The organism is Streptomyces sp. NPDC001717, assembly GCF_042892775.1.
Taxonomy (GTDB): Bacteria; Actinomycetota; Actinomycetes; order Streptomycetales; family Streptomycetaceae; genus Streptomyces.
The window spans coordinates 76,142-94,747 of sequence record NZ_JBIAUK010000012.1 but is presented as its reverse complement, the minus strand read 5'-3'; the positions used below and the strand labels follow the sequence as shown (position 1 = coordinate 94,747).

General features: G+C 72.4%; 14 protein-coding genes. 6 read left to right on the top strand and 8 right to left on the bottom strand.

Annotation, left to right across the window (positions count from 1 at the left end):
- Positions 1–11: 11 nt before the first annotated feature.
- Positions 12–977: a GDP-L-fucose synthase family protein gene (locus tag ACFYZL_RS20730; protein ID WP_388680705.1), complete on the bottom strand. Its 966-nt coding sequence runs from the start codon at positions 975–977 to the stop codon at positions 12–14.
- A gap of 772 nt (positions 978–1,749) precedes the next feature.
- Here ACFYZL_RS20730 and gmd point away from each other — a divergent pair.
- The 3 genes from gmd (at position 1,750) to ACFYZL_RS20715 (ending at position 6,552) form a co-directional block, all read left to right on the top strand.
- The gene (gmd, locus tag ACFYZL_RS20725; protein ID WP_384596250.1) at positions 1,750–2,763 is read left to right on the top strand and encodes a GDP-mannose 4,6-dehydratase; all 1,014 of its coding nucleotides are present in this window, start codon (positions 1,750–1,752) and stop codon (positions 2,761–2,763) included.
- 238 nt (positions 2,764–3,001) lie between these two features.
- Positions 3,002–5,788, top strand: a complete 2,787-nt coding sequence (locus ACFYZL_RS20720) for a LamG-like jellyroll fold domain-containing protein (protein ID WP_384758662.1) — start codon at positions 3,002–3,004, stop codon at positions 5,786–5,788.
- Positions 5,789–5,874: 86 nt separating this feature from the next.
- Positions 5,875–6,552 carry a hypothetical protein gene (locus ACFYZL_RS20715; RefSeq protein WP_384758664.1) on the top strand — a complete coding sequence of 226 codons (678 nt, stop codon included), beginning with the start codon at positions 5,875–5,877 and terminating at the stop codon, positions 6,550–6,552.
- 187 nt (positions 6,553–6,739) lie between these two features.
- On the opposite strand, the gene ACFYZL_RS20710 is transcribed toward ACFYZL_RS20715, so the two are convergent.
- Positions 6,740–7,861, bottom strand: a complete 1,122-nt coding sequence (locus ACFYZL_RS20710; protein ID WP_388680880.1) for a glycosyltransferase — start codon at positions 7,859–7,861, stop codon at positions 6,740–6,742.
- 11 nt (positions 7,862–7,872) lie between these two features.
- Complete coding sequence (locus tag ACFYZL_RS20705; protein ID WP_384756807.1) at positions 7,873–8,412, bottom strand: WcaF family extracellular polysaccharide biosynthesis acetyltransferase; 540 nt, start codon at positions 8,410–8,412, stop codon at positions 7,873–7,875.
- A 121-nt stretch (positions 8,413–8,533) separates the two neighbouring features.
- On the opposite strand from ACFYZL_RS20705, the gene ACFYZL_RS20700 reads away from it, so the two are divergent.
- Positions 8,534–10,048 carry a hypothetical protein gene (locus ACFYZL_RS20700; RefSeq protein ID WP_388680700.1) on the top strand — a complete coding sequence of 505 codons (1,515 nt, stop codon included), beginning with the start codon at positions 8,534–8,536 and terminating at the stop codon, positions 10,046–10,048.
- A 296-nt stretch (positions 10,049–10,344) separates the two neighbouring features.
- Positions 10,345–10,497: an integrase core domain-containing protein gene (locus tag ACFYZL_RS20695; RefSeq protein ID WP_388680697.1), complete on the top strand. Its 153-nt coding sequence runs from the start codon at positions 10,345–10,347 to the stop codon at positions 10,495–10,497.
- Here the strand turns inward: ACFYZL_RS20695 and ACFYZL_RS20690 are convergent.
- From ACFYZL_RS20690 to ACFYZL_RS20680, 3 genes are read right to left on the bottom strand one after another with little or no spacing between them, the layout of a single operon-like run.
- Complete coding sequence (locus ACFYZL_RS20690; RefSeq protein WP_388680694.1) at positions 10,494–11,705, bottom strand: hypothetical protein; 1,212 nt, start codon at positions 11,703–11,705, stop codon at positions 10,494–10,496. The two genes, ACFYZL_RS20695 and ACFYZL_RS20690, sit on opposite strands and share 4 nt — an antisense overlap.
- Positions 11,702–13,450, bottom strand: a complete 1,749-nt coding sequence (locus ACFYZL_RS20685; RefSeq protein ID WP_384756815.1) for a lipopolysaccharide biosynthesis protein — start codon at positions 13,448–13,450, stop codon at positions 11,702–11,704. Before ACFYZL_RS20685 ends, ACFYZL_RS20690 begins: the two co-directional genes overlap by 4 nt.
- Positions 13,447–14,652: a glycosyltransferase family 4 protein gene (locus tag ACFYZL_RS20680; protein WP_384756827.1), complete on the bottom strand. Its 1,206-nt coding sequence runs from the start codon at positions 14,650–14,652 to the stop codon at positions 13,447–13,449. Before ACFYZL_RS20680 ends, ACFYZL_RS20685 begins: the two co-directional genes overlap by 4 nt.
- Before the next feature lie 170 nt (positions 14,653–14,822).
- On the opposite strand from ACFYZL_RS20680, the gene ACFYZL_RS20675 reads away from it, so the two are divergent.
- Positions 14,823–15,323, top strand: coding sequence for an adenylyltransferase/cytidyltransferase family protein (locus ACFYZL_RS20675; RefSeq protein WP_384756817.1), 501 nt, complete (start codon positions 14,823–14,825; stop codon positions 15,321–15,323).
- Here the strand turns inward: ACFYZL_RS20675 and ACFYZL_RS20670 are convergent.
- Together ACFYZL_RS20670 and glgX are read right to left on the bottom strand one after the other, a co-directional pair.
- Positions 15,304–16,026, bottom strand: a complete 723-nt coding sequence (locus ACFYZL_RS20670; RefSeq protein WP_384756819.1) for a CDP-alcohol phosphatidyltransferase family protein — start codon at positions 16,024–16,026, stop codon at positions 15,304–15,306. The genes ACFYZL_RS20675 and ACFYZL_RS20670 overlap by 20 nt on opposite strands.
- A 64-nt stretch (positions 16,027–16,090) precedes the next feature.
- Entirely contained in the window at positions 16,091–18,439 is a 2,349-nt protein-coding gene (gene glgX / locus ACFYZL_RS20665; protein ID WP_384756822.1) for a glycogen debranching protein GlgX, read from the bottom strand.
- Positions 18,440–18,606 lie beyond the last annotated feature (167 nt).

Here is an 18,606-nt window from a genome sequence, read left to right as displayed (position 1 = left end):
CCCGGGATGGATCAGCCGTTCCGCCCGCTGCCGTCGCCCTGCTCCCGCAGCCACCACCGGTAGGTGGCCGCGATGCCGTCGCGCAGCGGGATGCCGGGCTTCCAGCCGAGCGAGGTCAGGCGGCCGACGTCCAGCAGCTTGCGGGGGGTTCCGTCCGGCTTGGAGGTGTCCCAGGCGAGGCGGCCCCCGAAGCCGGTCACCTCGGCCACGGTCTCGGCGAGTTCGCGGATGGTCAGGTCCTCGCCGCAGCCGATGTTGACGGGCTCGTCGCCGTCGTACGACTCCAACAGCACCGCGCAGGCCGCGGCGAGGTCGTCCACGTGGAGGAACTCCCGGCGCGGGGTGCCGGATCCCCACAGGGCGACCTCCTCGCGCCCCTCGGCCGCGGCCTCGTGGAACCGGCGGATCAGGGCCGGCAGGACGTGCGAGGTCTGGAGGTCGAAGTTGTCGCCCGGGCCGTAGAGGTTCGTGGGCATGGCCGAGATGTACGAGGCGCCGTACTGCTTGCGGTACGACTGGACCTGGACGATGCCGGCGATCTTCGCGAGGGCGTAGGCCTCGTTGGTCGGCTCCAGGGGGCCGGTCAGCAGGGCGTCCTCGTGGATGGGCTGCGGGGCCAACTTGGGGTAGATGCAGGACGAACCGAGGAACAGCAGTCGCCCGACGCCCGCGGCGTGCGCGCCGGCGATGACGCTGAGCTGGATCTGGAGGTTCTCCTCCAGGAACTGCACCGGATAGGTGCTGTTGGCCATGATCCCGCCGACCTTGGCGGCGGCCAGTACGACGGCGTCCGGGCGGACGTCCTTCAGGTACGCCCCGGTCGCGGCGGCATCGCGCAGGTCGAGTTCGGCGCGGCCGCGGGTGAGCACCTCGTGGCCGTCGGCGGTCAACCGGCGGGCCACCGCGGACCCCACGAGACCGCGGTGCCCCGCGACGAAGACACGGGCGTTCGGGGGCAGGAGAGGGGTGCTTGTCATGGGCCCGATCATGCCAGTCCGCTCCCGCGGGGGCAGCGGTAGTCCGGACCTTGCCGGTCCGGGCCTTGCCGGTCCGGGCCCTGCCTGTCCGGACCTTGCTGGTCCGGGCCCTGCCGGTCCGGGCCTTGCCTGTCCGGGGCAGAGCCCTTTCCAGCCTCGCCGGCGTTTGAGGCGCGGGGTCTGGGGCGGAGCCCCAGGACGGGTCCGGGCGGAGCCCGGGGAACGGTGGAAGGGCGGGTAGGGGACGGCTCCGCGCAGCGGCACCCCACTTGGCCGGGGCGGGCCGCAGGGTGGGCCGTCGGGGCCGGGCGCGCGCCGGGGCACCTCCTCGGGCGTCGAACGGGGTGCGGCACCGGCAACACGAGCGGGTTTCGTTCGACGCCCTGCGGGGGCGCCCCACCGCGCACCCGACCCCGACGGTGCGGGAGTGCCAAGGGGGGCCGCCCCGCCAGGGCATCGGCGTTCGACGCCCTGCGGGGGCGCCCCGCCGCACACCCGACCCCGACGGTGCGGGAGTGCCAAGGGGGGCCGCCCCCCAGGGCACCGGCGTTCGACGCCCTGCGGGGGCGCCGCGCCGTGCACCCGACCCCGACGGCAAGGGGGTTGCGTGGGCCGGCCCCGCCGGAACCGGGACGGGCGTGTACGGTACGCATCCAGTCCAGGTTCCGGACAGCGTCCGGGGGGCGTCGCGCGGGGGCGCGATCGCCGGGCCACGGGAACCCGCAGGACACGACCGACCGCAAAGCACGGCAACGCACCCCAGGGGGACCGCATGGGCAAGACCGCACTGATCACCGGAGTCACCGGACAGGACGGGTCGTACCTCTCCGAGCTGTTGCTCTCCAAGGGCTACACGGTGCACGGGCTCGTGCGGCGGTCCTCCAGCTTCAACACGGAGCGCATCGACCACATCTACCAGGACCCGCAGACGGCGAACCGCTCGTTCGTCCTGCACCACGCGGACCTCTCCGACGGCGTGGCCCTGGTGAACCTGCTCCGCGAGATACGCCCCGACGAGGTCTACAACCTCGGCGCCCAGTCGCACGTCCGCGTCTCCTTCGACGCCCCGCTCTACACGGGCGACGTGACCGGCCTCGGCGCCCTGCGCCTCCTGGAGGCCATCCGGGCCAGCGGTGTCGACACCCGCATCTACCAGGCCTCTTCCTCGGAGATGTTCGGCGCGACTCCGCCCCCGCAGAACGAGGGGACCCCGTTCCACCCCCGTAGCCCCTACGGCGCCGCGAAGGTGTTCGCGTACTGGACCACCGTCAACTACCGCGAGGCGTACGACATGTTCGCCGTCAACGGGATCCTCTTCAACCACGAGTCCCCGCGCCGCGGCGAGACCTTCGTGACCCGCAAGATCACCCGCGCGGTCGCCCGGATCAAGGCCGGCCTGCAGGAGAAGCTCTACCTCGGCAACCTCGACGCCGTCCGCGACTGGGGCTACGCCCCCGAGTACGTGGACGCCATGTGGCGGATGCTCCAGCAGGACGAGCCGACCGACTACGTGGTCGCCACCGGAGTCGCCGCCACCGTCCGCGAGTTCGTCGAGGCCTCCTTCGGCCACGCCGGCCTCGACTGGAACGAGCACGTGCGCTACGACCCCAAGTACGAGCGCCCCAGCGAGGTCGACGCGCTCATCGGCGACGCCTCCAAGGCCGAGTCGCTGCTCGGCTGGAAGCCGACGGTCCTGGTCACCGACCTGGCCCGGATCATGGTCGACGCCGACATCCGCCAGGTCGAGGACCAACTGGCGGGTGCGACGGTCCGCATCGACCGCTGACGCCTTATATATTTCGCCTACGATTTGCCGTGTCCCGGTCAGTCCGCCAGGTACGACCGGGTCATACCTGCCGTATGTCCGTCGTGCGCGCCGTCCAAGTGGAACCTGTTGATTCCAAGTTGGTAGCAATGGGTCGAGCGAGGTGACCGGGCCCTTCGTGAGCCCTAGTCTGCGCAGATACATATGGCTGTTCGGATAGTTCCAGCCATCAAACCGGGCAACTCGCCCTGGGGGGCTCATGCGTAGATCCAGAGGGCTGACTGCTGCCCTCGTCCTGTCACTGGCCGGCGCCGGCACGGGCATAGGCCTGGTGCTGATGCCCGAGGCGTCCGCCATCACGCCTCCGGTCGCGTTCACCGCCGACGAACTGCCCACCTGGCAGACGAACGGCGTGGTCTGGGCGATGGCCCAGGCGAACGGCACCGTTTTCGCCGGTGGCACCTTCTCCGCCGTGCGCCCGCCCGAGGGCACCGCCGGCGCCGAGCAGGAAGCCGTGAACTTCGTCGCGCTCGACGCCGCGACCGGCAACCCGACCTCGTGCAAGCTGGCCTTCACCATCGGCGAGGGCACCGCCACGGTGCGCACGCTGGTCGTGTCGAAGGACAAGAAGACCCTCTACGCGGGCGGTTCCTTCGGCGCGGTCAACGGCACCCCGGTGTCAAGCCTCGCCGCGATCGACATCGCGAGCTGCACCCCCAAGGCCTCGTTCCACCCGAGCTTCCCCGCCACCGTGCGCGCGCTCGCCGTCACCGACGACACCCTGTACGCGGGTGGCGACTTCAACACCGTCGAGGGCCAGACCCGCGAGCGGTTCGCCGCAGTCGACGCCGGCTCCGGCGCGCTCAAGCCGTTCGTCGCCAACGTCGACGAGCCGGGCCGCGCCGTCGAGGTCACCCCCGACGGCAAGAGCGTGCTGCTCGGCGGCGACTTCTTCACCGTCAACGGCAAGAACAGCCACGCCCTCGCCGTGGTCGACTCCGGTACGGGCGCGGTCAAGAAGACCTACACCAACATCCCGTCGAACTCGGTCGTCAAGGACATCGCCACCGACGACAACGGCGGCTTCTACACGGGCAACGAGGGTTCGGGCGGCGGTGTCTTCGACGGCCGCATCGCCCTGAACCTCAGCGACTTCAACGAGAAGTGGCGCGACCGCTGCCTCGGCGCGACCCAGTTCGTGCTGCCGTACGAGGGCGTCCTGTACAGCTCCTCGCACGCGCACAACTGCACCACCGAGCAGGAGTTCCCCGACGGCAAGCGCAACTTCCTCCTGGCCCAGAAGACCAACTGGGAAGGTGCCGCCCCCGCGCCCGTCGACGGCTTCGTGCGCAGCCCCGGCAAGCTCGGCTGGCACCCCACGGCCAACGACGGCATGGACGGCACCGAGGGCATCGGCCCGCGCGTCATGGCCGTGGCCGAGAAGAACGACGTCAAGTACATGTGGGTCGGCGGTGAGTTCACCCTCATCAACGGCAAGACCCAGTGGGGCCTGACCCGCTTCGCCTCCACCGGCGACCGCGGCGCCCCGACCACTCCGGTGGCCAGCGCCGGCAGCGTCAAGCCCGGCGAGGCCCAGGTCCGCTGGCGCACCAGCTACGACGCGGACGACAGCAAGCTGACGTACCGCATCTACCGCAACGGTTCGACCACGCCGATCGCCACCGTCGCCGCGGACTCCCTGGAGTGGGAGCGTCCCCAGGCCTCCTGGACCGACACCACGGTCAAGGGCGGTCAGACGTACACCTACCGCGTGACCGCCACCGACGGCGCGGGCAACACCAGCGCCCTGTCGGCCACCGCCTCGGTGACCGTCCCGACCTCGGTCCAGGGCTACCCGAACCAGGTCCGCGCGGACGGTGCCCAGCTGTACTGGCGCTACGACGACTCGGTCAGCCCGTACGTCGCCGACTCCTCCGTCGGCGGCAACATGAGCGGTCTCCAGCTCAACACCCCGACCCTGCGCCAGTCGCCCGGCGCCGTCTCCGGCACCAGCACCGCGATGGCCTTCAACGGCACGAGCCAGCAGGTGTACGGCGACCGCCGCCAGACGCTCGGCAACGCCTACACCATCGAGACCTGGTTCAAGACGAACACCACCCGCGGCGGCAAGCTGGTCGGCTTCGGCAGCAACCAGAGCCGGAACAGCGACACGTACGACAAGCACATCTACATGACCAACGCGGGTCGTCTGGTCTTCGGCGTGTACAGCGGCAGCACCAAGACGATCACCACCGGTCTGTTCGAGACGTACAACGACAACAAGTGGCACCACGTGGTCGCCACCCAGGGTCCGGCCGGCATGGCCCTGTACGTCGACGGCCAGAACAAGGGCACGCTCAACGTGACCACCTCGACGTCCTACGCGGGCTACTGGCACGTCGGCGGCGACAACCTCGCCAACTGGCCGAACCGCCCGACGAGCAACTTCTTCGCCGGGCAGCTCGACGAGACGGCCGTCTACCCGACCGCGCTCACCCAGGCCCAGGTCAAGAACCACTTCGACCTGGCCGGCGCCCCGACCGACACCGTCTCCACGCTCAAGGCGTCCGAGGACACCTACATCAACCAGGGCGCCCCGAGCACCGCCTACGGCACGTCCACCTCGCTCGCGGTGCGCGGCACCTCGGCCTACGAGACGTACCTGCGCTTCACCCTTCCGGCCGCCCCGGCCGGTCAGGTCCTGAAGTCGGCGTCCCTCCAGTTCAAGACCACGACGCAGACGGGCGCCGGCACCGCCGACAAGGTGTCCGTGGTCCCGGTCACCGGTACCTGGAGCGGCGCGGGCACCACCTTCAACACCAAGCCGACGCTGGGCACCACCCCGCTCGGCAGCATCGCGAGCGTGCCGGACGGCTCGGCCGTCCAGAACGTCCCGCTCGACACCGCCGCGCTCTCGGCCGCGCTGGGCGGCAGCTACAGCATGGGCCTGACGAGCACGGGCACCGACCCGCTGTGGCTCTGGTCCGCGGAGTCCACCGCGGCGGAGGGCGCCCCGCAGCTGGTGCTCACCTTCGGCGCGAAGTAGCCGCAGGAGCGGGGCCCGGCCGGTGCGGCCGGGCCCCGCACCCCCTTTCAGCAAGTACGCAAGCACGCACGTACGGGAGCCATCCGATGTACCGACGCCCCGCAGCGGTCGCTGTCCTGCTGGCCGCGGCCCTGACGCTGACCGCCTGCAGTTCGGACGGCGGCAAGGCCGATTCCGGCGCGGACGCCAAGGCGAAGCCCCCGGCCTCCTCGGCGGTCCCCGACCCGGCGGACACCCCCGCCCCGTCGACCGACCCGGACGCGAAGCCGACGGGCCCGGTCGTACCCGACGCGAAGCTCACCCCGAAGACGGGCAGCTTCACCGCGCAGGAGAAGCAGTACCTGAGCGGCCGCGTCCCGGAGAAGATGGACCCGGCGGCCGTCCTGCAGGGCGGCCACGAGGCCTGCCAGCGGGTCGAGCGCACGGCGAAGCACGACAAGGACGCGGCGACCGGGTCGATCATCACCGGGGAGATCCCGGGTGCGAAGGACGCGATCCCGCTGCTGTGCCCGGAGCAGAAGCCGATCCTGGCCGCGGCCGAGAAGGGCTTCCCGGACGGCACCCGCCAGTCGCCCGCGGCGGGCAACTACCGGGCGCTGACCCAGGCCACCACCTGTAAGTGGGAGGCGAAGGGCAAGGACGGCGCGACGCTGGCCGCGGGCCCCGAGACCACTCCCAAGCCGGGCGACAAGATCACCGCCTCGATCCCGTCCGGCACGGCGGAGTTCAACTCCACGGGCTGCTACGCCTGGATCCCGGCGTAACGCACACCGTCACCGGGCCCTGCCCGACCCCGGTCCTCAAACGCCGGTGGGGCTGGATTCGGCTGCTGCTGCCTGCCAGGTGCGGGAAACTCCAGCCCGTCCGGCGTTTGAGGACCGGGGTCCGGGGCGGAGCCCCGGGGAACGGTGGAAGGGCGGGTAGGGGACCGGCTCCGCGCAGCGGCAGCCGTCAGCGGCGGGCCGCGTCCGCGTAGACCGACAGCAGCGTGTCCAGGACGGAGTCCATCGAGAAGGACTCCGCCGCCAGCTTGCGCGCAGCGCGCGACGCCTCGGCGTTGACCGCGGGGTCCAGCAGGGACAGGACCGCCCCGGAGACCCCCGAGGGCCCCGGGTCCACGACCCGCCCCGCCTCCGCCGCCCCGACGTCCCGCGCCAGCCCGTTCGACCGCGTCACCACCACCGGCACGCCCACCGCCAGCGCCTCCAGCACCGACATCGGGAACGGCTCTTCCACCGACGGCAGTACGTAGACGTGCGCCCGCCGCAGCTCCGCCTGCACCTCCCGCGCGGACAGCGCCCCCGGCACCGTGAACCGATCCGACAGGCCGAGCGCGGCGATCCGCGCGCGGACGGCCGCCAGCTCGCCCTCGTCCGGGCCCGCGACCACGAAATGGGCGTCCGGATGCACGGCCAGCACCGCCGGCGCCGCGTCCACGAAGTCCACCGGCCGCTTGCGGGCCTGCAACCGCGCCGAGTACAGGATCCTCGGCGGGCCGCTCGGCGCCGGCCGCTCCTCCTGCGCCGGGGTCCCGTTCACCAGCCGCACGGCCCCCGCCAACGGCGGCGCCCCGACGACCGCGTCCAGGCCCTCCCGCTCGTACGGGGTCAGGTACAGCACGGCGTCCGCGCCGCGCAGCACCCGGCGCACCGCCACCGCATCCAGCACCTTCGCCAGCAGCTTCTCGCTCGGGTCGACCATCCCGTGGGTCTGCAACACCAGCGGCCTGCCCGCCCGCAGCGCCGCCAGCGCCACCGGCAGGGTCACCAGGTCCCGCGCGAGGTGCACGTGGACCACGTCGGTCTCCCGCACCAGACGTCCGGCCGAGGCCAGCAGCGCGGGCGAGGTCATCCCGCTGAAGCCGAGGGGGAGGAGCCTGCGGGCCGGGAACAGCTTGGCGGGCACCCCCTCCACGGAATCGGGCCACGGCTCGCCGAACCCCTCGCCGAGCGCCAGCAGCCGAGCCTCGTGGCCGCGCGCCCGCAGCCCCTTGGCCAGGTTCAGCGCGACCCGGACCGGCCCGCCGAAGGCGTGCGAGGGGGAGTGCAGGGTGACGGCGTGCAGTACTCGCAGACCACGTGTGCTCACTTCGGCTCCTCCACCGGGCGGCGCCGCCCGTCCTGGGTCTGCAGGGTCAGCTCCGGCAGGTCCCGGTGCACGACCGAGCCCGCGCCCGCGACCGCGCAGCGGCCCACGGTCACCCCGGCCAGCACGGTCGCCCGTACGGCGACCCACGCGCCGTCCTCGACGGTGATGGGTGCATTGCGGTAGCGGAAGTCGGCGGCCCGGTGGTCGTGCGAGCCGGTGCACAGCATCGCCTCCTGCGAGAGGCACACGTTCGCGCCGATCGTGACCGGCTCCAGGTTCAGCAGCCAGGCGCCCTCGCCGATCCAGGTGTGGTCCCCGACGGTGAGCTTCCACGGCCACAGCACCCGCACCCGGTGCCGGATCAGCACGCCCTCGCCGATCCTCGCCCCGAACGCCCGCAGCAGCGAGACCCGCAGCCGCGCCGGGCAGAACCAGCTCATGAACAGCGTGTTCATCACCGCGAACCAGAGCGCCTGCGTCAGCAGCCCGCGCCCCTTGTCGTATCCGGCCAGCGTGAAGGAAGGAAGGTCACGCAACTGAAGCCCCGATCGTGTCCGCCCCCGAACTCCGTCCGGGGGGACCCCGCCGGCGCCTCCCCTGACGCCGCGCGCTCAGACTAGACTGCGCCCGGACCAGGCACATGGGGTGGGGGCGGCAGTGGCAACGGACATACGCAGACCCCCGATCGCCCCCCGACCGCCGAGCGCGTTCGAGGACGAGTCGCAGTGGGGCAGGGTCACCACCCCCCGCACCCTGCTCTCGCGCGCCCTCTCGGTGCCGCTCGCCCTCGGGTTCACCGTCTTCCTGCCGCTCTTCGTCGCCGTGCAGGACGGCGACGGACAGCGCGACGCGGCCTTCTGGCTCCAGCTCCTGCTCACCATGTACGCGGGCGCCCGGCTCTCCGCGATGGTGCTGACCAGCCGCCGCAAGCTGCTCCAGGGCTCCTTCTGGCTGTTCGTCTACATGGCGATGGGCGTGGCACCGCTCGCGCAGGCCGTCCTCGGCAGGGTGCCGACCCCCGTCGTCGGCCCCCGCTCCGACCTGACCGTCGCCATCGGGCTGGTGCTGCTCGGCTGTCTCGCCTTCGACGTGGGCGCCCTGCTGGCCCGGCACCGACCGGCCGGCCGCGCGGGCGGCTCCCAGAAGGAGTCGCGACCGGTCATGGCGCACCGGCGACGCCTCCAACTGCTGACCGTCATCGCCTTCTTGTGCAGCGCCGCCTTCATCGTGAAGCTCGGCGGCCCGACCGTCTTCTTCTCCAGCCGCCAGGAGATCATCGCGGGCATCGAGGAGGCGGGCATCTCCGACGGCGACGGCCAGGCCGGCCAGGCGCTGCTGCGCGGCTTCGGCACCGTACCGGCGCTGCTCGCACTGCTGTTGTACACGCGCTGGCTGATCACCTCGAAGTTCGCCCGCCGCAAGGTGTCGATCATCGTCACCTGGGGGGCGCTGGCCGTCCTCAACCTGGTGGTCAACAACCCGATCTCGAACCCGCGCTACTGGTTCCTGACGGTCATGTTCGCGTTGCTGTTCACCGTCTTCCCGGTGAGCGCCGCGATGTACCGGGTGGCGCTGTCGATGGCGGTGGTCGTCGCCCTGCTCGTGTTCCCCTTCGCGGACCGCTTCCGCTACGACGAGAAGAACTACAAGCCGGTCGAGACCACGTCCTTCCTGGAGCCGATGGCGCTCAAGGACTACGACCAGATCGGCATGTTCGCCAACACCATCACCTTCTCCAACTCCGGCCCCGGCCATTTCTACGGACGCCAGCTCGCGGGATCGGTGTTCTTCGCGGTGCCGCGCGCGGTGTGGCCGGGCAAGCCGCGCGACACGGGCGTGATGGTCGGCCAGTGGATGGGCACGGTCAACACGAACCTCTCCTCCCCGATCTGGGCGGAACTCTGGCTCGACTTCGGCCCGCTGGGCATGGGGGCGGGACTGCTCGGCATCGGGTACGCCTCCGCCCGCGTGGACCGCCGGTACGCCAAGCGCGCCACCCGCAGGTCCCCATCGGGCAGCCTGATCTCGGTGGTGGTCCCGCTCGTGGCGGGGTACTCCTTCATCCTGCTGCGCGGGCCGCTGCTCCAGGCGTCGGGCCGGGTCGCCATCGCGGCGATGTGCCTCGCCCTGGTGGCCACGTACCGACAGGACAAGGCCACGAAACTGCGCTGACCCACCGCACACGCCACCGCGCACACCCACCGCACGCCCCCGCACAACCCGACGGGCACCGTCCTGACCGGCGAGACCGCTCCTACCTGCGCCGGCTTCCTGGCACGGGCCACCGCCTGGTTCGCGTCCCTGGGCATCCGCGTCGAGCGGGTCCTGACCGACAACGCCTGGGCCTACAGCAGGAACACCTGGCGCAACACCTGCCGTGACCTGGGCATCAGCCCCCGCTGGACCCGGCCCTGGTGCCCGCAGACCAACGGCAAGGTCGAACGCTTCCACCGCACCCTGCTCGAGGAATGGCCTACCAACGCCCCTACCCCTCAGACCACGAACGCATGGAAGCGTTCACCGACTGGCTCCACTGGTACAACCACCACCGACCCCACACCGGGATCGGTGGCCACACACCCGCCAGCCGCGGCACCAACCTGCCCGGACAACACATCTAGGCGGCCAGAGCGGGGGCGGGCTCCGGCCGAAGACGGCCTACCCGCAGCCAGCCGGCCGTTGCCTTCGCCGCCGAGCCGGCCGCCAGCCCCCACGCCGCGCCCGCCACGCCCCACAGCGCGTAGCCGCCCAGCAGCAGGGCCACCGCCAGCAGGGAGTAGACCACCTGGAGCGACAGCGTGGCCTTCGGGGCGAGCACGCGCAGGGTGAGCAGCGCACAGGTGCCCAGGCCCATCACCGCGTACTGCGCCCCGGTCGCCGGCAGCAGCGCGGACGCGGCCGCCCAGGTGTCGCCGAGCAGCGAGGAGCCCACCCGGTCGGGCAGCGCGTACAGCACGGCCCCCCAGCCCGCGCCGATCCCGGCCAGCGCCAGGCCGAGCAGGGCCGTGGCCCGGACGGTGGCCCGCTTGCCGCGCAGTCGCCCGAGGAAGGGGGGCGCGAAGGCGTTCGCGGAGTTGAACAGGACGTTGAGCGGGCCGAAGAGGGTGGTGGCGCCCCGCAGCGCGCCGACGGCGAGGGGGGTCGCGAAGACGCCGAGGCCCAGGACGGCGAGCTGGCTGGAGCCGTTGCCCACCGCGAACTCCACCACGAACCGCTGCCCGAGGTGACCGCGCCGCAGGTACGGCCGCAGGTCCGCGCGCCGCCCGCGTACGAAGGGCCGCAGCAGGAACAGCCCGAGCGCCAGCGCGGGCAGCGCCGAAACGCCCCACACCAGCACCAGCCTTCCCGCGGAGGCCCCTTCGGGCTGGACGGCCAGCGCCGCGACCACGCACACCAGCCGCAGCGCGTCGGCGGCCAGCGCCCGCTCGGGCGTGCGCAGCGCGGAGAAGCAGTACCGCAGCCCGTCCTGCAGCAGCACCAGCGGCAGTACGAGACCCAGCGCGAGGAAGGCCCGCCCCGTCGCCCCCGGCAGTACGAGGCCCACGAGCGCGAGCACCGCGCCCACGGCGGCCGACGCGGCCCCGGTGAAGCCGGCGGCCGACCGGGCGAGGTCGCCGACCCGGTCGCCCTTCTCCAGGACCAGGCTCTGGCCGACGTAGGCCATGTTCAGCCCGAGGAGCACGCTGAAGGTGACGTAGACCATCGAGAAGTCGGCGAAGCCGGAGGCCGAGGACAGCCGGGCGGCCAGCACCAGCACCAGGATGTTCGTGGCGCTGGAGGCCGCCTGGTCCAGGACCGACGCGATCGCCGCGAGGCCGCGCCGACTCACCGCCGGCCCGGGCGGACCGTACGCAGGGCGACCGTGTCCGTACCGTCGCCCGGGATGTGCTGCTCGGGCTCGTCGACCTCGTACCGCAGCGGCTGGGGCTGCGGCGGGGCGGCCGCGGCCGGTTCGGCCGCGCCGGAACCGCGGCGGTCCTTGCCGCGGCCGCGCTTCTCGCCGGGCAGCGGGGCGTGCAGCACCGCGCCCAGCACGGTGCCGCCGGCGCCGCTGATGAGCTCGCGGATCCGGGACAGATCGGAGCGGTGGACGGCGCGCGGGTCGCAGACGACGAGGACGCCGTCGACGCGGTCCACGAGTGCGAGCGCGTCGGCGTAGGAGAGCACCGGCGGGGCGAGCACGACGACGGTGGAGTTGGGGGAGTCGGCCTCGGAGATCAGCCGGGTGGCGCGCGACGAGGTCAGCGAGCGCGCGACGTTGCGCACCGGACGGCCCGGGATCAGGTCGAACGCGCCGGACTCACCGGCGTCCACGACGAGCTGGCGCCCGTCGGGCCACTCCGTGTCCCCGTGCTGCGCGGGGGCCTTCCCGGCGCCCGGGCCGCCCGAGCCCTGGCTCCAGCGCGGCCGCCCGCCCGCGTCGGTGGGCAGCTGGCTGGCCAGCACCGGGGTGCGCAGGTCGGCCTCGATGAGCAGGACGTCCTTGCCGGTCTCCGCGAAGGACGCGGCGAGGTTCACGGCCACCGCGGCGGCCGTCTCGCTGCTGCCGCGCGGGGCGACGACGAGCAGCCGGCGCCGGTCGGCGAAGCGGGCGTCGTAGGCGAGCCGGAAGGCCACCGAGCGGTATTCCTCGGCGAGCTTGGGGTCGGCCTCGCCCGCGGCCAGCAGCGGTCCGCCGCCGGTCCGGTCGCGGGGCAGGTAGCCGAGCACGGGGGCCCGCAGGGAGCGGGCCACGTCGCCCTCGGAGCGCGGCGCCGGGTCGAAGACGAGCCGGACCCAGGCGGCCAGCAGGCCGAGCGCCAGGCCCACGGCCGCGCCGAGCGCGAGCGACATCACGATGCCGGGGCCGTCGGAGCCGGGGGGCGCCGTGGCCGCGCTGGTGACCCGGCCCGGGGTCATGTCGAGGGCCTGGAGCTTGGTGATGTTGCTGTTGAGGGTGTTGACCTTGCCCTGGAGGTCGGTCTTGGACGCGTAGGCGGCGTCGCGCGCGGCGCCCGCCGGCATCGCGTTGACCTGCTTGACGAGCTCGTCGAGCTGCTTGGCGACCGGGTCGCGCTGCTCCTGGTAGCTCTTGACCATCTTGTCGCGGGTGACGTCGAGGGCTTCCTGCCGCTTGGTCAGGTACGCCTCCGTCATCACGTTGGCCCGCTTGGCGGCCTCCTGGGGGGAGGACGCGGTGTAGGTGAAGCGGAGCACCATCGTCTGCGGCGGGTTGGTCACCTGGAGGCCGCCGCGCAGGGCCGCGAAACCGGAGGGGCCGACCCCGAGCTTCTTCGCCGCCTCGTTGGCTATGGAGGAGCTGAGCGCGACCTGGCGCTCCGAGCCGATGTTGATCGCCTTGTCGGGGGCGAGGCTCGGGTTGAACGGGTCGTCGGTGGGCGCGCGCAGCACCACGTCGGCGGTCGCGACGTAGGTGTCGGCCGTGGAGACGCCGAGGTAGACACCGCCCAGCAGTCCGATCCCGACGCCCGCGCCGATGAGCCGGCGGTAGCGCAGGAGCTGTCGGAACTGGTCCCGGAGGAGGTCCGGTTCGTCCTCCGCCGGGGCCGCCGCAGGGCGGTTCGTCTCGATCACGGCCGGGGACCCCCAAGTGCTTCGTCCATCAATGCGTCGATCCGGGCCAGGCCCGCTTCACGGCTCAGGTGGGCCGCCACGTGGCGCGGTCCGGCAGCCCCCAGCGCGTCCGCCCCGTCCGGGTCCTGCGCGAGGATCCGGACGGCCTTCAGCAGGGCTTCCGGGTCCTCCGGCGGCACGAGCACCCCCGCGCCCGAGCGTTCCACTTCCTGGGCCGTTCCGCCCTCCGCCGCCACGGAGGCGACGACGGGCCGGCCGGCCTGGAAGTAGGAGGTGAGTTTCGACGGCACGCTCATGTCCAGAACGGCGGCGTGCTGCGTGACCGCGAGCACGTCCGCCGCCGCGAGGATATCGGGGAACTCGCCGTCGGCGGCAGGGGGGATGATGTCGAGATTGGGGACGTCGGCCGCGAGCTCGGCGAGCGCCGAGCGCTGGCTGCCGTCGCCCATCAGGACGAAACGGACGCCCGGATCGAGGCGGGCGGCGCCCACGAGGACCTCCAGCCCTTGCTTGAGCCCCATGTTCCCGGAGTGCAGGACGACGGTCTGGCCGGGGGCCCAGCCCAGGTGGTGGCGGGTCTCGTCGCGCGGCTTGGAGGGCTGCGCCACGTGCGACCAGTTGGGGACCAGACGGATCTTCGCCGGATCCACGCCCATGCCGACGACCCGGTCCACGAAGGTCTCGTGGATGACGCCGACGAGCGTGGCCCGCTTGAGGGCGTACGCCTCGGCGCGGCCCGCGATCGCGGCGGCCTTGTCGCCGCCGCTGATCCCGCTCTGTGCGGCGGCGGCGCCCATCAGGTCCTGGACGACCGGGACGTACGGGACCTTCCAGCGGGCCGCGAGCCGGGCGGCGAGCACCCCGCCGGCCAGGCTCGGCATCTGGGCGAGGACGGCGTCCGGCTTCGGCATCCGGGGCGGGGCCACGGCGCCGTGCAGCAGAATCGATCCTTCGAACAGGGCCCGCCTGACGGCGGTCTGACGGGGCGGCACCGTGTGCGCGCGCCGGTGCACGGTGACTCCGGCCCGCCGTTCCGTGCGCTGGAGCGCCCCCTTGTACTCCGGCTCGACCGACCAGGCCGGGTAGTGTGGCATGCCGGCCAGGACGTGGGTCTCGTGACCGAGATCCGCCCAGTGCTCCGCGATCTGGGTGGCGTACGGCCCAATCCCCGCGTGCTCGGGAGCGTAATTCGTGGAAACCAGCAGCAGGCGCCGGTTGCCGGATCTCGACACTGAACGTTCCTTCCGCCCCGGGATGATGCGCAGGCCACCCTATTCGTTCACCCGCGTGGTACGGAACGTGCACGCTATTGTCTGCTAATCCGCCGCGCCGGGGGGCGCGGCCCTGGGGGTAAGAGATGACGGAGCGGGAAATGTCGGACTTTGGCGCGCCCGCGCGGCGAGACCACGCCAGGCCCTACCGAGTCGGATACGCACCAGGTGCCTACGACCTGTTCCACATAGGGCACCTCAACATCCTTCGGCACGCCCGCAGTCGCTGCGACTACCTGGTGGCCGGCGTGGTGTCCGACGAGATGGCCGAACTCGCCAAGGGACGGCGGCCGATGATCCCGCTCGTCGAACGGCTGGAGATCGTCCGCAGCGTGAAGTACGTGGACGCCGCCTTCGTGGAGACCGTCCCGGACAAGGTGGAGACCTGGAAGCAGGTCCGGTTCGACGTCATCTTCAAGGGCGACGACTGGCGGGGGACGCCCAAGGGCGACAAGCTGGAACAGGACTTCGCCGCCCACGGCGTCGACGTCGTCTACTTCCCTTACACGGTGCACACTTCGAGCACCCAGCTGCGCCGGGCACTGGACGCGCTCGCCGAAGCCCCCGCCGCCCCGGGCCAGCTCACCGCCGAACTGCGCTGAGCTCCCGGAACCACTTCGCGAGGAACGCCACGAGGAACAGGGCGGCGACCGCACCGAACGCCGCGTAGGCGTAAGTGAACAGCTCCCCGCCGCCGAGCAGCAGGAAGACCAGGCAGAACACGCCGTAGTCCACCGGCAGCAACGCCACCGCGCGCAGGGTCGACGGCGCCTCGGCGGGGCTGCCGGGAGCCGGCTTGGGCTTCAGCTTCTCGGTCAGCAGACCGCCGAAGAAGGTGACCACGGCGGCGAGCTGGAAGCCCAGCGGCACCAGCAGCCAGCCGTCCGATCCCGTCCCGTACGCGTCCGGAAAACGGTAGTAGGCGATCAGCACGCAGCTGTGCAGCGCGGTGAGTTTGGCGGCGTCCACGACGTGGTCGAGCCACTCGCCCGCCGCACTGCCGCCCCCGCGCAGCCGCGCGAGCTGCCCGTCGGCGGAGTCGAAGGCGAACCCGAGGGCGAGAGCCGCCCACACGACGAGCCCCAGCCCCCACGACGGCGCGGCCACGGCGACCAGGGCCACGGCGGCGAAACTGAGGGCGGCGCTGATCAACGTCACCTGGTTCGGGGTGAGCCCGAGCGCGTACGACCCGGCCGCCAGGTACCGCCCCACCGGCCGGTTGACGAACCGTGAGTAGAGCGACACCCCCTTCGCCGACTTCTGCGCCCCGCGCAGCTCGCGCAGCGCGGTTCCGACTCTGCCCATCCGGCGACTCCCTCGGTGACGATGCCGTTCGAACACATCATCGCAGGGCGGCGCGGGGTCCCCTTCAGCCGGCGGCCTCACCTGGCCCGAAGCCGCCGACCCGGAGCAGGACCACCGCGCGGGCCGGGACCGTCACCGTCTCCCCGCCCCGGTGCCGGGTGCCCGGAGCCGCGGCCTGGTCCTCCCGGGAGGTGTCGAGGACGACCTCGTACGCGTCCGCCCACGGCGCTCCCGGCAGTACCCACGGCACCGGTCGGTCCCCGGTGTGCAGCAGGACCAGGAAGCTGTCGTCCGTCACCTGACGGCCCCGCTCGTCACGGCCCGGGATGTCCCGCCCCGACAGGTACATCCCGAGCGCGGCGGCCGGCGCGTACCAGTCCCGCTCCGTCATCTCCACCCCCGCCGGCGTGAACCAGGCCAGGTCCCGCAGCCCGTCCACGCCCTGCGGCCGCCCCGAGAAGAACGCCCGCCGCCGCAGCACCGGATGCGCCTGCCGCAGCGCGACCAGCCGCGAGGCCAGCGCGAAGAGCGAGCGCCAGGCCGGGTCCTCCAGCAGCGACCAGTCCACCCATCCCGTCTCGTTGTCCTGGCAGTACGCGTTGTTGTTGCCGCCCTGCGTACGCCCGAACTCGTCCCCCGCCACCAGCATCGGCACCCCCGTGGACAGCAGGAGCGTCGTCAGCAGGTTCCGCAGCTGACGGCGGCGCAGCGCGCCGATCCGGGGGTCGAGGCCCTCGGCGGGCTCCCCCTCCACGCCGCAGTTCCACGACCGGTTGTCGTTGGTCCCGTCCCGGTTGTCCTCGCCGTTGGCCTGGTTGTGCTTGCGTTCGTACGACACCAGGTCCCGCAGCGTGAAACCGTCGTGCGCGGTCACGAAGTTGACCGAGGCGTACGGCCTGCGCCCGCCCCACGCGTACAGGTCGCTCGACCCCGACAGCCGGTACCCCAGGTCCCGTACGTCGGGCAGCGCGCCCCGCCAGAAGTCCCGTACCGCGTCCCGGTAGCGGTCGTTCCACTCCGTCCACAGCGGTGGGAACGCCCCCACCTGGTACCCGCCCGAGCCCACGTCCCAGGGCTCGGCGATCAGCTTCACCCGCCGCAGCACCGGGTCCTGGGCGATCACCGCGAGGAACGGGGACAGCATGTCCACGTCGTGCATCGAGCGGGCCAGCGCCGCCGCCAGGTCGAAGCGGAAGCCGTCCACCCCCATCTCCGTGACCCAGTAGCGCAGGGAGTCCGTGATCAGCCGCAGCACGTGCGGCCTGCCCGCGTGCAGGGTGTTCCCGCAGCCCGTGTAGTCGGAGTACCGCCGCTGGTCGGACTGGAGCCGGTAGTAGCCGCGGTTGTCGACCCCGCGCAGCGACAGCGTCGGACCGAGCTCGCCCGCCTCCGCCGTGTGGTTGTAGACCACGTCGAGGATCACCTCGATCCCCGCCGCGTGCAGGGCCTTCACCATCCGCTTGAACTCCCCGACCTGCTGCCCGGCCGTCCCGCTCGCCGAGTAGCCCGCGTGCGGCGCGAAATAGCCGATCGAGTTGTAGCCCCAGTGGTTGCGCAGGCCCCGCCGCAGCAGGTGGTCCTCGTGCGCGAACTGGTGCACCGGCAGCAGTTCCACCGCCGTCACGCCGAGCTTCGTCAGGTGCTCGACCGCCGCCGGGTGGGCCAGCCCCGCGTAGGTGCCGCGCAGTTCCTCGGGAACACCCGGATGGCGCATGGTGAAGCCGCGCACGTGCAGTTCGTAGATCACCGAATCGGCCCAGGGCGTCTTCGGCCGGACGTCGTCCGCCCAGTCGTCGTCATCGTGGACGACGACCCCCTTGGGGACGAACGGCGCCGAGTCCCGGTCGTCGCGCACGGTGTCCGCGATGTACTGCTGCGGCCAGTCGCGGACGTGCCCGTACACCTCCGGAGGGAGGAGGAAGTCGCCGTCCACGGCCCGCGCGTACGGATCCAGGAGCAGCTTCGCCGGATTGAACCGGGCGCCCGTCCAAGGATCCCAGCGGCCGTGCACCCGGAACCCGTACCGCTGCCCGGGGCGCACGCCGGGCAGGAAACCGTGCCAGATCTCGTGCGTGAGCTCGCCCAGCGGGCACCGGGTCTCCGTGCCGTCCTCGTCGAAGAGGCACACCTCCACCGCCTCCGCGCCCTGCGCCCACAGCGCGAAGTTGGTGCCCGCCGTCCCGTCGGCCGCGTCCGCGCCCGGTCGGAACCGGGCCCCCAGGGGATGCGATGACCCGGGCCACACCGGTGGGCCGGGGCGTCCGGACGCCCTCGGCACCTGGCCCGCGACCAGGACATTTGGCTGGATCCCGGCGCCGTCGGACCGCGGTGCGGGCGCGGCGGCGCCGCTCCGCACCGCCGGTACGGCGTCCATGACGGCTTCCACCGCCTCTTGCTCGGCTGCGCTCGACACTGCCCGCCTCCACGGCTCCTGGGTACCGGCGGGGGTGCGGCCCGGGCGTCCCGGCCCGGGCCGCCCCCGTCTGGTCCTTCACACTGTTCTGCCCGGACTGCCGTACCCGGAACGTCCACCGCGCTCACGTTTCCCCCGGAGGGGCCCGGTCGTTGGAGGGATCGTGA

Bases quoted from the DNA above. Each gene is read 5' to 3' on its own strand.
- ACFYZL_RS20675 (WP_384756817.1), top strand. From the start codon at position 14,823: ATGTCGGACTTTGGCGCGCCCGCGCGGCGAGACCACGCCAGGCCCTAC.
- ACFYZL_RS20715 (WP_384758664.1), top strand. From the start codon at position 5,875: ATGTACCGACGCCCCGCAGCGGTCGCTGTCCTGCTGGCCGCGGCCCTG.
- ACFYZL_RS20670 (WP_384756819.1), bottom strand. From the start codon at position 16,026: ATGGGCAGAGTCGGAACCGCGCTGCGCGAGCTGCGCGGGGCGCAGAAG.
- gmd (WP_384596250.1), top strand. From the start codon at position 1,750: ATGGGCAAGACCGCACTGATCACCGGAGTCACCGGACAGGACGGGTCG.
- ACFYZL_RS20730 (WP_388680705.1), bottom strand. From the start codon at position 977: ATGACAAGCACCCCTCTCCTGCCCCCGAACGCCCGTGTCTTCGTCGCG.
- ACFYZL_RS20720 (WP_384758662.1), top strand. From the start codon at position 3,002: ATGCGTAGATCCAGAGGGCTGACTGCTGCCCTCGTCCTGTCACTGGCC.
- ACFYZL_RS20695 (WP_388680697.1), top strand. From the start codon at position 10,345: ATGGCCTACCAACGCCCCTACCCCTCAGACCACGAACGCATGGAAGCG.